The sequence below is a fragment of the Allobosea sp. UNC402CLCol genome (assembly GCF_000745475.1).
Taxonomy (GTDB): Bacteria; Pseudomonadota; Alphaproteobacteria; order Rhizobiales; family Beijerinckiaceae; genus Allobosea; species Allobosea spartocytisi.
Genome location: NZ_JQJJ01000010.1, coordinates 179,131 through 193,711 on the forward strand (window position 1 = coordinate 179,131; position 14,581 = coordinate 193,711).

The following is a 14,581-nucleotide window of genomic DNA, read 5'->3' on the forward strand; positions in this document are numbered from 1 at the left end:
CGCTTCTGGCGTGCCGGTCGTTTGTTGGACTCTCTCCCGCCTCAGTACGGGAAGGGCCATGTCCGCAATTTCTGCTTGCCGATCTGCCAGAGCCTTGCGAGGCCGTGCGGCTCGACGATCAGGAAGGTGATGATCAGCGCGCCCACCAGCATGAAGGTGACGTGCTCGGCCGCGGCGCCGCCGATCGGGACGCCCAGCGCCGGCAGGCCGAATTTCAGCGCCGTCGGCAGCACCGAGAGGAAGGCCGCCCCGAAGAAGGAGCCGATCAGCGAGCCCAATCCGCCGATGATGACCATGAACAGGATGCTGAAGGACAGCCGGATCGAAAACACGTCCGCCGCCTCGCCGCCGCCGTACCAGAGGAAGATCATCATCGCGCCGGCAACCCCGGCGAAATAAGAGGAGACGGCGAAGGCCATCAGCTTGGCGTTGAGCAGCTTGATGCCCATGAGCTCCGCGGCGATGTCCATGTCGCGCACCGCCATCCAGGAGCGGCCGAGCTTGCCATGGACCAGGTTCGAGGCGAACCAGGTCAGCACCACGACCAGGCCGAGGCAGACGAAATAGCGCGTCTCCGGGGTGGCGGATGCGCCCGTGAGCGGGATATCGAAGAGGGTGCGCTGCGGCACCTCGATCGCGCCCGAGGCGTTGTAGTTGAACAGCCAGGGCACGCGCACGAAGGCCCATTGCAGGAAGAACTGCGCGGCGAGCGTCGCGACCGCGAGGTAGAAGCCCTTGATGCGCAGCGAGGGCAGGCCGAAGAGCACGCCGATGCCGGCCGAGAACAGCCCCGAGAGCAGGATCAGGACGATGATGTTCACGCCCGGGAACAGCGTCGTCAGCTTGTAGCAGCTATAGGCGCCGACCCCCATGAAGGCGGCAGTGCCAAGCGAGATCAGCCCGGTATAGCCGGTGAGGATGTTGAGCCCGATCGCCGCCAGCGAGAAGACGAGGAAGGGGATCATCACCGAGGCGATGAAGAAGTCGCTGCCGAAGAAGGGAATGGCGACGAGGGCGATCGCCAGAATGACGGCGATGCCGATCCGGTCCTCCCGGAGCGGGAAGACGCCCATATCGGCGGCGTAGGTGGATTTGTATTGGCCGGCCTCACGGTAGAGCATGGTTCCGGCTCCTCAGATGCGTTCGATGATCTTGTCGCCGAACAGGCCCTGCGGCCGGAACAGCAGGAAACCCAGGGCGATGAAATAGGCGAGCCAGCTCTCGATGCCGCCGCCGACCAGCGGGCCCCAGTAGAACTCGCCGAGCTTCTCGCCGATGCCGATGATGAGGCCGCCGACGATGGCGCCGGGGATCGAGGTGAAGCCGCCGAGGATCAGCACCGGCAGCGCCTTCAGCGCCACGATCTCGAGCGCGAAGGACACGTCCGAGCGGGCGCCCCACATGATGCCGGTGATCAGCGCGACGATGCCAGCGGTGAACCAGACGATCACCCAGATCTGGTTGAGCGAGATGCCGACCGAGAGGGCAGCCTTGTGGCTGTCGGCAACGGCCCTGAGCGCCCGGCCGATGCGGGTGTACTGGAAGAAGGCGGCGAGCGCGGCGATCATCAGCGAGGCGATGACGGCAGCCGCGATGTCGATCTTCTGCAGCGAGACCAGCCCGCCGAGGATTTGCAGGTCGATCGCGCCCTTGGGCAGATAGAGCTGGTCGGCGATCATCTGCTTGGGATTGCCGCCGAAAAGCGCCTCGCCGAAGCCGATCAGGAAATAGGTGATGCCGAAGGTTGCCATGAACAGGATGATGTCGGGCTGGTTGACCAGGGGCCTGAGCACCACGCGTTCGATGGCCACGGCCAGCGCGAACATCACGCCGAGCGTGATGATGACGGCGAGAAAGGCCGGCACGCCCTTCTCGTAGAGGCCGACCAGCGTCAGGGCCGCGAACACCACCATGATGCCCTGGGCGAAGTTGAACACCCCCGAAGCCTTGAAGATCAGCACGAAGCCGAGCGCGATCAGGGCATAGAGCACGCCGGAGACGAGCCCTTCCCAGATCGTCTGCACCAGCAGGTCGGGCGCCTGGGCCATCTGCCGGAATGGGTCGACGAAGATCGCGTAGAGCGTGTTGGAGGAATCGAGCCAAATGCCGGCGGCGAGCGCCACCACGATGGCGGCCAGGAGCAGGCCGAACTTGACCAGCGGGCTGGCGAGCAGGTTCGGAGCGGGGCGGGTGGCGATGTCGCTCATGTCTCCACGCTCCTCAATGCGCCACGCCGAGATACGCGTCGATGACCTTCTGGTCGCGCTTCACCTCGTCGGGCGTGCCGTCGGCGATCTTGCGGCCGTATTCGAGCACCACGACGCGGTCGGAGAGGTCCATGACCACGCCCATATCGTGCTCGATCAACGCAATGGTCGTGCCGAACTGGTTGTTCACGTCGAGGATGAAGCGGCACATGTCCTCCTTCTCCTCGAGGTTCATGCCGGCCATCGGCTCGTCGAGCAACAGGAGCTCGGGCTCCATGGCGAGCGCGCGGCCCAGTTCAACACGCTTCTGCAGGCCGTAGGGCAATTTGCCGACCGGCAATTTGCGGATGTGCTCGATCTGCAGGAAGTCGATAATGTCCTCGACGACGCGGCGATGCTCGATCTCCTCGTGCAGCGCCGGGCCGTGACGCAGCGCCTGCCAGAAGAAGCCCCGCTTCATCTTGAGGGTGCGGCCGGTCATGATGTTGTCGAGCGTCGACATGCCCTTGAACAGTGCGACGTTCTGGAAGGTGCGGGCGATGCCGCCGGCGGCGGCGCGGTGCGGGCGCATCTTGGCGCGGCGCTCGCCCTTGAAGACGACGCGGCCTTCCTGCGGCTGATAGAAGCCGTTGATGCAGTTCAGCATCGAGGTCTTGCCGGCGCCGTTGGGGCCGATGATGGCGCGAATCTCGCCCTTGCGGATGTCGAAGGAGACATCGGTGATCGCCTTCACGCCGCCGAAGCGCAGCGAGATGTTCTCGACCGAGAGCAGGACTTCGCCCTTGTCGCGGAGGGGGGTGCCGGTCACGTTCATCGGTTCCGCGTTCATGCCGCCTTCGCCGTCGCCGGCGCTCCCTCGGCTGTCACGGGGTAGGTCTTGGCGTCGCGGACCTTGACGCGGGCCGAGATCACGCCCTTGCGCCCGTCCTCGAAGGTCACTTCGGTCGAGATGTCCGCCGCCTCCGAGCCGTCATAGAGCGCCGTCACCAGCGGGGCGTAGCGCTCGGCGATGAAGCCGCGCCGGACCTTCTGGGTGCGGGTCAGTTCGCCGTCGTCGGCGTCGAGTTCCTTGTGCAGGATGAGGAAGCGCTTGATCTGCGCACCGCCCATCATCGGCTCGGAGGCGAGCGAGCGGTTCACCTCGTCGATGTGCTTGGCGATCATGTCGTAGACGAGATCGTGGCCGGCGAGCTCCTGATAGGAAGCGTAGACGACGTTGTGGCGCTCGGCCCAGTTGCCGACGGCGGTGAGATCGATGTTGAGCGCGACCGTGGCGTAGTCGCGGCCCTGGCCGAAGGCGACGACCTCCTTGATGTTCGGATAGAACTTCAGCTTGTTCTCGATGTATTTCGGCGGAAAAAGATCGCCGTTGTTGAGCTTGCCGACATCCTTGGCGCGGTCGATGATCTTGAGGTGGCCGCCCTCGTCGAAGAAGCCGGCATCGCCCGAGCGGACATAGCCGTCCGCGGTCATCGTCTCGGCGGTCTTGTCCGGGTCCTTGTAGTAGCCGCCGAAGATCGAGGGCGAGCGGTAGAGCACCTCGCCATTGTCGTCGATGCGGATCTCGACCATCGGCGCGGGCTTGCCGACGGTGTCGGCCTTGATCTCGCCATTGGGCTGCATGGTGATGTAGACCCCGGCTTCGGTCTGGCCGTAGAGCTGCTTCAGATTGACGCCGATCGAGCGGTAGAAGCGGAAAAGCTCGGGGCCGATCGCCTCGCCCGCGGTATAGCCGACCTTGATGTTGGTCAGGCCAAAGCGGTTGCGCAGGGGGCCGTAGACCAGGATGTCGCCGAGCCTGTAGAGCAGCCGGCCCTTCAGCGGCACGCTCTCGCCATTGAGGATCTGCTCGCCATAGCGTTTCGCGACGCCGAGGAAGTAGTGGAACATCCTCCGCTTGAGGGCGCCGGCATCCTCCATGCGCACCATGGTGATGGTCAGCATGGTCTCGAAGACGCGCGGCGGCGCAAAAGCGTAGGTCGTGCCGACCTCGCGGCGGTCGTCGATGACGGTCTCGGGGCTTTCCGGGCAGTTGACGCAGAAGCCGGCCAGCATCGCCTGCGCATAGGAGAAGACGTGGTCGCCGACCCAGGCGATCGGCAGATAGGCGATGACCTCGTCGCTCTCGTTCAGCCCGTCGAAGCTGCAGCCGATCTCGGCCGCGATCAGGATGTTGTAATGCGAGAGCATCACGCCCTTGGGCCGTCCGGTCGTGCCGGAGGTGTAGAGGATGATGCCGAGATCGGAGCCCTTGCCGGCTTCCATCTCGCTTTGCAGGGCGGCGGCTTGCTGCGGGTCCTTCAGCGCCTTGGCGCCCGCCTGCATCACCGCCTCGATGGCGTGGAGCTTGCTGTGGTCGTAGTCGCGCAAGCCGCGCGGCTCGTCATAGAGCATGTGCCGGAGATGGGGCAGGCGCTCGGCGATCGAGAGGATCTTGTCGACCTGCTCCTGGTCCTGCACCACGGCGAAGACCGCCTCGGCATGGTCGAGGACATAGGCCATCTCCTCGGCGACGCTGTCGGCATAAACAGGCACGGGGACGGCGCCGAGCCACTGCGCGGCGCACATCGACCAATAGAGCCTGGGTCGGTTGTAGCCGATGATGGCGACCTTCTCGCCGCGCTTCAGGCCGAGATCCTGCAAGCCCTTGGCGAAGCTGCGGACATGCTCCGCCACCTCCGCCCAGTTCCAGGACTGCCAGATGCCGAGGTCCTTGTGCCGGAAGGCGACGCGCGCGGCGCGCTCCCTGGCATTGCGCAACAGCAATTTCGGAAAGGTGTCCGCCTCAACAGCGGTGCCGCTCGCCACGATTGCGTTCTCCCTGTCGAGCCGCCATGCGTCGTGGCGACTTCAGCGGGCCGGTTTCCGGCCTCGTTCTCATGCCAGACTTGCAGGCGGCCATCATCCTTGCAAGGACCCGCTTGACAGACAATTCGCCTTTTGGTGACTATTGTCCCGCCGAAGTTTGCTTTTCACGCAGATGTGTTTCGTAGATTCTCTGCTTCGGCCCTGATTTTCCTCACGAATTCGGCAGATAGAATCGGCGGGCGGAACCGTGCCTGCGACGGTGGCGGACCGACTCATGCTTCATCATCTGTCTTTCGGCGTTGCCGATATCGAGCGTGCCTGCGCCTTCTACGATGCTGTGCTGGCGCCGCTCGGTTATGTCAGGGTCTGGCAGGATCTGCGCCCGGGCGAGACAGGGCAGGCAGTTGGCTACGGCGCTCCTGGCGGCGGCGACAGGCTCGCGCTGAAGCACAGGCCGGAGGGACAGAAGCCGCCGGGGCCGGGGTTCCATCTCGCTTTCGCGGCGCCCGATCGCGCGGCCGTCGCTCGTTTTCACGAGGCCGCGCTCCGTCATGGCGGGCGGGACAATGGCGCGCCTGGCCTGCGCCCGCATTACGGGCCGCATTATTACGCGGCCTTTGTGGTGGATCCGGACGGCTACGCCATCGAAGCCGTCTTCAATGCGCCGGCCTGACCGGCACGCCGCCGAAACCGTAGATCACTGTTTTCGCATCGGCTTTTCCCGAAAACCGCATTTCACTTTTCGAGCCGATGCCTGATCTGTCGCCACGCCCCGCGCAAGAAAAAGGCCCGCCCCCGGTCAGGGGACGGGCCTCTCAGGCTGGATGCTCAGTAGCGATAGCCGTGGTGGCGGCGATAGCCATGCGCGGGCGCCCAGGGCGGCGGGCCGCCATGGCGGCGATAGCCGTAGCCGCGGTCATAGCCACGGCCATGGCGGAAGTGCCGCCGTTCCATGTTCCGCTGGATTTCCCAGTGGCGGTGCTCGCGGTTGTGGCGGGTGAACTCGGCCGGCAGCTTGTCGAGCTGTTCAGCCTGCGGGAGGCTCTGCGGTGCGGCGGCGCCGGCAGGGGCCGCGGCGAAGGCAGCCAGGGCCAGGCTGGCGGCAATCAGAAGCTTGCGCATCGAATATGTCCTTCTTTTGCATCGACTGAGAGGATTTGAACAGCCCGGGTTGGAACCCCGCCTGAACGGTGTGTTCTGCTGGCGTTCAGCGAGGGCGGGAGGCGCTTTTCGCCATTGCGAGGCGGTGAAGCCGCTTGTCCCTTGCCGAAGAGCTTTCGATTCTGACGGGCTGGGCGGTCAAATCCGGCCACAGGCCGAAGCCGCGTTTCAGAACCTGTGTCTGCGCCGCGGCGTATTCCGCGGCCTGTTCGTTGATGCGTTTTGCGAAGGCTTCGAAGAACCAGAACATTGTCTCAATCCCGTCGCGCCGGAGGGCGCCTCGGGAAGAGCAACGCGCGAGGCGAGATTTTGTGCCGCCAGCTTGGCAGGCGCGGCGCTGGCCGATGATCCGGCTACGCCTCATAGCGCGCCAGCCGCTCGAGATCGATGATGGTGACGCTGCCATGGCCGAGCTCGATCAGGCCGAGCGAGGCCAGCTTCGCCAGCCCCTGATTGGCCATCTGCCGCGAGATGCCGGCGAGCATGCCGAGCTCCTCCTGTGAGACTGTGAGCGTGCGGTCGAGGTCGGGATAGAGGATCGGGTTGAACAGCCAGGCGAGGTTGCGGGCCAGCCGCCCGGTCGAATCGAGCGTGCGTTCGGTCTCGGCCAGCGAGATGAACTGGGCGAGGCGCTCGTTGAACTGGTGGACGAGGAAGCGGTTGAACGCGGCCGAATGCTCGAACAGCCACAAGAAGGTGGAGCGGCGCATCAGGGCGATCCTGGAATCGCGCAGCGCCACCAGCTCGTAGCGGCGTGGCTCGGCCTTGATCACCGTGCCCTCGCCGAACCAGGCGCCGGCGCGCAGGCCCGCGAGCGTCGCGGTCTTGCCGGATTTCGAGGTGGTGGCCATCTTGACCAGCCCCTCGGCCACGCCTGTCCAGGATTCCAGCCGGTCGCCGACATGGCAGATCGAGGCGTTCTTGCCGTAGCTCCTGAAACTGATGCCGCGCCGCGCCTCTTCGAATTCCGCTTCCGACAGATCGCGGGACCAGGAGGCGATGGCGCGCAGCTCTTCGGGGGCGATCAAGGTGGCGGTTATCCGGGTTGGCGGGGAGAGACTTCGGGCAGCGTGGCGTCATTCTCGGGCGAAGCGGAGCGTAGACCCGAGAATCTCCTTCAGGAAGGGGCTCCAGAGCCTGCTTGTCACGAGATGCTCGGGTCAAGCCCGAGCATGACGGCACAGAGCGTTGCCGGCTATTCCGCCGCCTGTGGCAAGGCCGCGGGCAGCCCCTCACGCAACTGCCCCAGCAACATCGCCTCCTCGGCCTTCGCCGCCTTCAGGTGCCGCTCTTTCACATGGCCGAAGCCGCGGATCTTCTCCGGGATCGCGGCCAGCGCCACGCAGAGCGCGTGGTTCTCCGGCGTGAGCTTGGTCAGCAGTTCGTTCAGCAGCGCCTCGTAATCGGCGATCAGCCGGCGCTCGGTGCGGCGTTCCTGCGTGTAGCCGAAGAGGTCGAAGGCGGTGCCGCGCAGGCCCTTGAATTTCGCCAGCAGCGAGAAGGCCCCCATCATCCACGGCCCGAAGCTCATCTTGCGCGGCAGGCCAGTGTTCGGATCGCGCCTGGCCAGCAGCGGCGGGGCGAGGTGGAATTCGTAGCGCAGCGCTTTGCCATCCTTGCCGTCGGCCTCGAAGGTCGCGGCGAGCTGCTGGCGGAAGGCGCCGTCGCTGTAGAGGCGCGCGACCTCGTATTCGTCCTTATAGGCCATCAGCTTGAAGAGATTGCGTGCGACCGCCTCGCTCAGAGCCGTCTGGCCGGGCGAGACGGCCGCTTCCTTCGTCTGCACGCGCGCGACGAGATGGCGGTAGCGGGCGCCATAGGCGGTGTTCTGATAGGCGGTGAGATAGGCGACGCGGCGGGCGATGATCTCGTCGAGCGTCTCCGAGAGATGGCGGGCGGCTGTCGGCGCATTGACCTGGGCCAGCAGCGCGTCGAGCGCGGCCGGATCATGCGCGGCGCGGCGGCCGAGCTCGAAGGCCTCGAGATTCATCGCCACGGCCTCGCCGTTGAGCACGATCGCCCGGCGCAGCGCCGCGCGGGACAAGGGCACGGCGCCGAGCTGCCAGGCATGGCCGAGCATCAGCATATTGGCCGCGATGGCATTGCCAAGGAAGGCGACCGCCGTCGCGGTAGCGTCGAGGAAGCGGGTGTTGTCGCGGCCCGCCGCCGAGAGGATGGCGCGCTTCAGGCGTTCGGTCGGGAGCGAGAAGTCGGCATTGCGGGTGAAGTCGCCCGGCAGGCTCTCGGCGGTGTTGACGATGACCATCCCGCCTTCGGGCCGGATCGCGCCGAGCACCTTCTTCGAGCCGGTGACGGTCAGGTCGCAGCCCAGAACGAGATCGGCCTGTCCGGCCGTGACGCGGATGGCGTGAATGTCCTCGGGTCTCGGCGCGAGCTTGACGTGGCTGAAGACCGCGCCGCCCTTCTGGGCGAGGCCGGCCATGTCGATCATGCCGCAGCCCTTGTCCTCGAGATGGGCGGCCATGCCGAGGATCGCGCCGATGGTGACGACGCCGGTGCCGCCGACGCCGGTGACGATCACGGCGAAGCTGCGGTCGAGCGCCGGCACGGCGGGCTCGGGGATATCGGCCTCGCCCAGCGCCTGCGCATCGAGACGCAGCGGCTCCGCCTTCTTCGGGCGGGCGCCGTGGACCGTTACGAAGGACGGGCAGAAGCCCTTCACGCAGGAGAAATCCTTGTTGCAGTTCGACTGGTCGATCTGGCGCTTGCGGCCGAATTCGGTCTCCAGCGGCTGCACCGAGACGCAGTTCGACTGCACGCCGCAATCGCCGCAGCCCTCGCAGACCAGCTCGTTGATGACGACGCGCTTGTCGGGGTCAGGATAGGCTCCGCGCTTGCGGCGGCGGCGCTTCTCGGTGGCGCAGGTCTGGTCGTAGAGCAGCAGCGAGACACCAGCGGTTCCGGCGAGCTCGCGCTGGACGGCGTCGAGCTCCTCGCGGTGGTGCAGCGTCGTGCCGGCCGGCCATTGCGTGCCGGGCGGATATTTGCCGGGGTCGTCGCTGACCACGGCGATGCGCTTCACGCCCTCGGCCGCGACCTGCCTTGCCATCTGGTCGGGCGAGAGATGGCCTTCCGCCTGCTGGCCGCCGGTCATGGCGACGGCGTCGTTATAGAGCAGCTTGTAGGTGATGGTGACGCCGCTCGCGACCGCCCAGCGGATCGCGAGCGAGCCGGAATGGGTATAGGTGCCGTCGCCGAGATTCTGGAAGACGTGGCCGCGCGTCGAGAACGGCGCCTCGCCGATCCAGTTCGCCCCTTCGCCGCCCATCTGGGTGAAGCCGGCGGTGTCGCGATCCATCCACTGCACCATGTAGTGGCAGCCGATGCCGGCATAGGCGCGCGAGCCCTCGGGCACGACGGTCGAGGAGTTGTGCGGGCAGCCCGAGCAGAAATAGGGCGTGCGCTTCGCGATTTCCTGCGCCTCGGCGAGCCTGCCTTGCGCCTTGGCGATCTCTTCCAGCCGGGCGCGCAGGGCGGGATCGTCGCGGTATTGCAGCAGGCGGCCGCCCAGCGCGATGGCGATGTCGTTGGGGTCGAGCGCGCCATGGACGGGGAAGAGCCAATTGCCGTTCTCGTCCTTCTTGCCGATCACCATCGGCTGATGCGCCGCGCCGTAAAGCTCCTCGCGGACCTGCACCTCGATCAGGGAGCGCTTCTCCTCGACGACCATGATCAGGTCGAGGCCCTCCGCGAAGGATTTCAGCTCGGCCGGGTCGATCGGCCAGGGACAGGCGAGCTTGAACAGGCGGATGCCGAGATCATTGGCGCGGACCTCGTCGATGCCGAGGTCCTCCAGCGCCTGGCGCACGTCGAGATAGGATTTGCCGACGGTGGCGATGCCGATACGCGGCTCCCGGCCGCCATGGGTGACGATGCGGTTGAGGCGGTTGGCGCGCAGATAGGCCAGCATCGCGTCGCGCTTGTAGAGATGCAGGCGTCGCTCCTGCTCGACAAAATCCAGTTCGCGGCGGATGGCAAGCCCGCCCGGCGGCGGCACGTAGTCCGTCGGCGTCACGATCGAGACGCGGTCGAGCGCGCCGTCGATCGAGGCGGTCGATTCGATGTTGTCCTTGACGCATTTGATGCCGACCCAGACCGAGGCGAAGCGCGAGAGCGCGATGCCGTGCAGGCCGTAATCGATGATCTCCTGCACCCCGGCGGGGTTCAGGATCGGCATCATCCGATCGACCAGGACGAACTCGGTCTGGTGGGCGTTGGTCGAGGATTCCGCCGTGTGGTCGTCGCCCATCAGGCAGATCACGCCGCCATGGGGCGAGGTGCCGGCCATGTTGCCGTGGCGGAAGACGTCGCCCGAGCGGTCGACACCTGGGCCCTTGCCGTACCAGAGCGCGAAGACGCCGTCATACTTGCCCTCGCCCTGCAGTTCGGCCTGCTGGGTGCCCCAAACGGCGGTCGCGGCGAGGTCTTCATTCAGCCCGGGCTGGAAGACGATGTTGGCCGCGGTCAGGGCCTTGCCGGCGCGCATGAGCTGTTGGTCGAGCCCGCCGAGCGGCGAGCCGCGATAGCCCGAGACGAAGCCGGCAGTGTTCAGCCCCGCCAGCCGGTCGCGCTCGCGCTGCATCAAGAGCATGCGGGCGACGGCCTGCGTGCCGGTCAGGAAGATGTCCCGCTTGCCGAGGTCGTATTTGTCGTCGAGCGTGACGGAGCGAAGCGTGCCCGCATCGACGCTGGAATCGCGCATTGGCTCAGTCATGCCGGCCTCCCGATCGTCGTTCCCGCGGGCCGGTTGATCCGGCCTCTCGACCTGTCTCGATGCAAGATATGTCAGCAACGCTGACATATCGCCCGAAGGCGGTCAATCACATTGGCATTGTTCCAGTTTTTGCGAGGAGGTCCAGAGATGCGTTCCAGTCTTGCCGGCACGGGCAGCCTTGCGCGAAATGCCTGCGCCGCGATTTGGCCCCGATTCGCGGCGAAGGCTGCGACGGCCCGGTCGCAAAATCGTTGCGGGCCGGCCTTATCGCCCTCGGCTCCGGATCTGTGGAGGATACCGTTCTTGACGGGACGTGCGCTTCTTACGGCCTTGCCGGCCGCCACCCTGCTCGCCGCCTGCCTGGCGGGGCCGGCGCAGGCGCATCCGCATGTCTGGGTGAAGGCCAAGGCCGAGATCCTGTTCGCGCCGGATGGGACGGTGAAGGCGATCCGGCAGCACTGGAGCTTCGACGAGGCCTATTCGGCCTATATCACCCAGGGCCTCGACAAGAACGGCGACGGCAAGCTGACGCCGGACGAGCTGGCGGACCTCGCCAAGGTGAACATGGATTCGCTGCCCGAGGTCGAGTTCTTCACCATCGCCAAGGTCAATGGCCGCAAGCAGGAATTCGGCACGCCGACCGATGCCGGGCTCGTCTTCGAGAACAAGATCCTGACATTGAACTACACGCTGCCGCTCAAGCATCCGCCGCCGAAGAGCCGCTCCTTCGGCATCGAGGTCGGCGACCCCACCTATTTCGTCGCCTTCGAGATCGTCGATGAGCCGGACGCCGTGGTGACGCGCGATGCCCCGGCCGGCTGCATCGTTAGGGTCAATCGGCCGCCCAAGCTTGCCGACGACGTCGCGCAGAAGCTGGCGCAGGAGGATATCACCGCGACGCCGGACATGAGCGGCTACGAAGTCACGACGCGGGCGCTGGTGGCATGTCCCTGACGACCCCCCTCAGCCCTCATCCCGAAGAGCCGCGCGCTTCCGGCGCTCCTCAGGCCGAGGGCTCGCAAAGGGCGACGTCGCTGTTGTCGCGCATCATCGTCGCCGCGCTGGCATTGGCATTGGTCGCCGCCGCGCTCGGCCTGTTGGCCTGGGGCATCTCGCTCTGGAGCCCGCCGGCCCCGCCGCCGCCGCGCAACCCGTTCGGGACCGCGCTGCCGCGCGAGGCGCTGCCTTCGACAACGGGCTTCGGCGCCGTGCTGATCGCCTGGCAGTCGAGCTTCTATCGCGAGCTGACCGCGACGCTGAAGGCGATCGCCCAGACGCCGACAGCGGTCTGGGGGTTGCTCGGCCTGTCCTTCGGCTACGGCGTCTTCCATGCGGCCGGGCCCGGCCACGGCAAGGCGGTGATCTCCGGCTATATCGTCGCCGACAACCGCAGCCTGAAGCGCGGGCTCTCGCTCAGCTTCGCCGCGGCGATCCTGCAGGCGCTCGTCGCCATCGCCATCGTCTCGGTCGCGACGCTGATCTTCCGCACCACCGCCGTCAAAATGAACATGGCGACCAGTGCCATCGAGCAGGGCAGCTTCCTGCTCGTCGCGCTGGTCGGCCTGCTCGTGCTCTGGCGCAAGGCGGGCAGTTTCCTGGCGCTCGGGCAGGGGGCCGCCGCGCATGATGCGTCCTGCGACCACGTGCATATGCCGGATGCGCAGCAGGTCGCCAGGCTCCGGGACTGGCGCGACATGGCCGGCGTCGTCCTCGCCGCGGGCCTGAGGCCCTGCGCGGGGGCGCTGATCATCCTCGTCTTCGCAGCCTCGCAGGGGCTCTACTGGGCGGGCATCGCCGCCGCCTTCGCCATGGCGCTGGGTACCGCGATCACGACAGGGGCGCTGGCGGCGCTCGCCGTCTTCTTCAAATTCGCGGCGCTGAAATTCGCCAGCGGAGGCAGCTTGCGGGCGGTGCGACTGCTCGCCGGGCTCGAATTGGTGGCGGCCGCCTTCATCGTCGTGCTCGGCGCCGCGCTCTCGCTCGGCCTGTGGATCGGCGGGATGGGAAGCTGAGGCTCAGCTCCGCAGCGGATCGTTCTCCAGCAGGATCGGCTTGCCATGCGGCGTCGCCTCGGCGGCCCGCGCCCAGGAGGCGGCGAGCGCGTCGACGCCAGCATGCGAGGCGAGGCCCTTTTCGATCAGCAGATGTTCCAGCGCCTCGCACCAGCGCTCGTAATAGTCCGAGCCGTCGCGGCAGCCGCCCGCAGCCAAGGCCTCGCGGATCTCGGCACCCAGCGCCTGCGCCCATTCATCCGCCGTGAAGACGCCCCGGTTCTGGAGGGCGACGACCAGCGCGAAGGCCTGCGCCTGCCAGGGCTCGGCGAAGACCGGCCCCTCGGCATCGCGCGGGATCGGCGTGTCCGCGGCCAGCGCCGCCGCCAGATTGGTCTCAGGCCGGCTCAAGATAGCTCTCCCATGCCTCGATGCTGACGGTGGAGGTCGGGTCGGCGTCGCGGCCCCAGAGTTCCGGGCCGGCGAAGACGACGGTGTAAAGCCATTGGGCCGTCTCCGGCAGGCCCTGCGAGCCGGTATCCGGGAAGACATGGCAGCCGGTGACGCGCTCGATCACGCCCTGCTTGCCGCGGGCATAGCGCGGCAGCCGCGTATGGTGCTGCGGATGCATGACGATGGTGCGGACGGTGTCGCCAACGGCAAAGCGGGCAGGGGCTTTGGCTTCGCGCTCATAGGGGAAGCCGCGCCTGAGCACCGCCGGCACCTCCTCGCCCTTGAGCACGCGCTTCGGCTCGCGGCGCCCGGGCGCGGGTTTGCCGGAGAGGAGCTCGGCCGAGGTCAGGAAGCCGTGCTTGACCAGTACTTTGTCGAGCGCGGCGAGCCAGATCTCGTAATAGCTCGCCGAGAGATATTGAGCCGGCGGCAGGCTCTCGCGATGATGACGGATCTCGTCGATGCTCCAGGCGCCCATCGCACCGGCCGCGACATTGATCGCGAGCACGCGCTTTTCCCAATCGCCGTGGAAGACCGGCTCGTTCGGCTCCGGCACGACCGGGCCGAAACCCATCTGGCCGCCGAGGTCGTGGGCGCTGTTCATGCCGCGTCCTCCACATGGGGCAGGCCGGTGCCGATCATCGAATCGCGCGAGACGATGCTCGCCAGCTTCTCCTCGCTCCAGCCTTCGGTGCCGGCCGGACGCATCGGGATGACGATGAAGCGGGTTTCGGCGGTGGAATCCCAGACGCGGATGCGCTGGCCCTCCGGCAGCGTCACGCCGAAATCGGCGAGCGTGCCGCGCGGATCGATCACCGCCTTGGCGCGGTAGGGCGGGGATTTGTACCAGACTGGCGGCAGGCCCAGCACCGGCCAGGGGTAGCAGGAGCAGAGCGTGCAGACGACGAGGTTGTGCTCCTCCGGCGTGTTGAAACAGGCGACGATATGCTCGCCGCCGCGCCCGCCATAGCCGAGCTCGGCCACCGCCGCGGTGCCGTCGACCTTGAGCCGCTCGGCATAGGCCGGGTCGGTCCAGGCCTTGGCGACGACCTGGGCGCCGTTGCGCGGGCCGACCCTGGTTTCGTAGGTATCGACGATGGCGTCGAGTGCGGCCGGATCGACATAGCCCTTCTCGACCATCAGCGTCTCCAGCGCCTTCACCCGCGCCTCGATGGCGGTGAAGTGGTTGTCGTGATCGTGGTCGTGATGGTGTCCGCTCATCCGGG

General features: G+C 66.8%; 14 protein-coding genes. 3 read left to right on the plus strand and 11 right to left on the minus strand.

Features of this window, described 5'->3' with window-relative positions:
* Positions 1–41: 41 nt before the first annotated feature.
* The 4 genes from GY40_RS12865 to GY40_RS12880 all read right to left on the minus strand — a co-directional run bounded on the left by GY40_RS12865 (position 42) and on the right by GY40_RS12880 (position 5,015).
* A complete protein-coding gene (locus GY40_RS12865) occupies positions 42–1,121 on the minus strand; it encodes a branched-chain amino acid ABC transporter permease (RefSeq protein WP_038362856.1) in 1,080 nt (359 codons plus the stop codon).
* 12 nt (positions 1,122–1,133) lie between these two features.
* On the minus strand, positions 1,134–2,048 hold the full coding sequence (locus tag GY40_RS12870; RefSeq protein WP_051988150.1) for a branched-chain amino acid ABC transporter permease: 915 nt from the start codon (positions 2,046–2,048) through the stop codon (positions 1,134–1,136).
* 172 nt (positions 2,049–2,220) lie between these two features.
* Entirely contained in the window at positions 2,221–3,015 is a 795-nt protein-coding gene (locus GY40_RS12875; RefSeq protein WP_248311158.1) for an ABC transporter ATP-binding protein, read from the minus strand.
* A gap of 17 nt (positions 3,016–3,032) precedes the next feature.
* Positions 3,033–5,015: an AMP-dependent synthetase/ligase gene (locus GY40_RS12880; RefSeq protein ID WP_038362858.1), complete on the minus strand. Its 1,983-nt coding sequence runs from the start codon at positions 5,013–5,015 to the stop codon at positions 3,033–3,035.
* A gap of 274 nt (positions 5,016–5,289) precedes the next feature.
* On the opposite strand from GY40_RS12880, the gene GY40_RS12885 reads away from it, so the two are divergent.
* Positions 5,290–5,688, plus strand: coding sequence for a VOC family protein (locus GY40_RS12885; RefSeq protein WP_038362859.1), 399 nt, complete (start codon positions 5,290–5,292; stop codon positions 5,686–5,688).
* Positions 5,689–5,843: 155 nt separating this feature from the next.
* Here the strand turns inward: GY40_RS12885 and GY40_RS27975 are convergent, their stop codons facing one another.
* The 4 genes from GY40_RS27975 to GY40_RS12905 form a co-directional block, all read right to left on the minus strand.
* Positions 5,844–6,137: a hypothetical protein gene (locus GY40_RS27975; RefSeq protein WP_038362860.1), complete on the minus strand. Its 294-nt coding sequence runs from the start codon at positions 6,135–6,137 to the stop codon at positions 5,844–5,846.
* 85 nt (positions 6,138–6,222) lie between these two features.
* On the minus strand, positions 6,223–6,426 hold the full coding sequence (locus GY40_RS12895; protein WP_038362861.1) for a hypothetical protein: 204 nt from the start codon (positions 6,424–6,426) through the stop codon (positions 6,223–6,225).
* 103 nt (positions 6,427–6,529) lie between these two features.
* Positions 6,530–7,204 carry a Crp/Fnr family transcriptional regulator gene (locus GY40_RS12900; protein WP_038362863.1) on the minus strand — a complete coding sequence of 225 codons (675 nt, stop codon included), beginning with the start codon at positions 7,202–7,204 and terminating at the stop codon, positions 6,530–6,532.
* A 167-nt stretch (positions 7,205–7,371) separates the two neighbouring features.
* Complete coding sequence (locus GY40_RS12905; protein WP_248311159.1) at positions 7,372–10,911, minus strand: indolepyruvate ferredoxin oxidoreductase family protein; 3,540 nt, start codon at positions 10,909–10,911, stop codon at positions 7,372–7,374.
* A 303-nt stretch (positions 10,912–11,214) separates the two neighbouring features.
* On the opposite strand from GY40_RS12905, the gene GY40_RS12910 reads away from it, so the two are divergent.
* Both GY40_RS12910 and GY40_RS12915 read left to right on the plus strand, forming a co-directional pair.
* Positions 11,215–11,865: a DUF1007 family protein gene (locus GY40_RS12910; protein WP_162737853.1), complete on the plus strand. Its 651-nt coding sequence runs from the start codon at positions 11,215–11,217 to the stop codon at positions 11,863–11,865.
* Positions 11,856–12,923 (plus strand): nickel/cobalt transporter, encoded by a 1,068-nt coding sequence (locus GY40_RS12915; protein ID WP_038362868.1) that lies wholly within the window; start codon positions 11,856–11,858, stop codon positions 12,921–12,923. Before GY40_RS12910 ends, GY40_RS12915 begins: the two co-directional genes overlap by 10 nt.
* 3 nt (positions 12,924–12,926) lie before the next feature.
* Here the strand turns inward: GY40_RS12915 and GY40_RS12920 are convergent, their stop codons facing one another.
* From GY40_RS12920 to nthA, 3 genes are read right to left on the minus strand one after another with little or no spacing between them, the layout of a single operon-like run.
* Complete coding sequence (locus tag GY40_RS12920) at positions 12,927–13,262, minus strand: nitrile hydratase accessory protein (protein ID WP_166652911.1); 336 nt, start codon at positions 13,260–13,262, stop codon at positions 12,927–12,929.
* A 37-nt stretch (positions 13,263–13,299) separates the two neighbouring features.
* On the minus strand, positions 13,300–13,959 hold the full coding sequence (gene nthB, locus GY40_RS12925; RefSeq protein ID WP_038362869.1) for a nitrile hydratase subunit beta: 660 nt from the start codon (positions 13,957–13,959) through the stop codon (positions 13,300–13,302).
* A complete protein-coding gene (gene nthA / locus GY40_RS12930; RefSeq protein ID WP_038362871.1) occupies positions 13,956–14,576 on the minus strand; it encodes a nitrile hydratase subunit alpha in 621 nt (206 codons plus the stop codon). Before nthA ends, nthB begins: the two co-directional genes overlap by 4 nt.
* Positions 14,577–14,581: the final 5 nt, after the last annotated feature.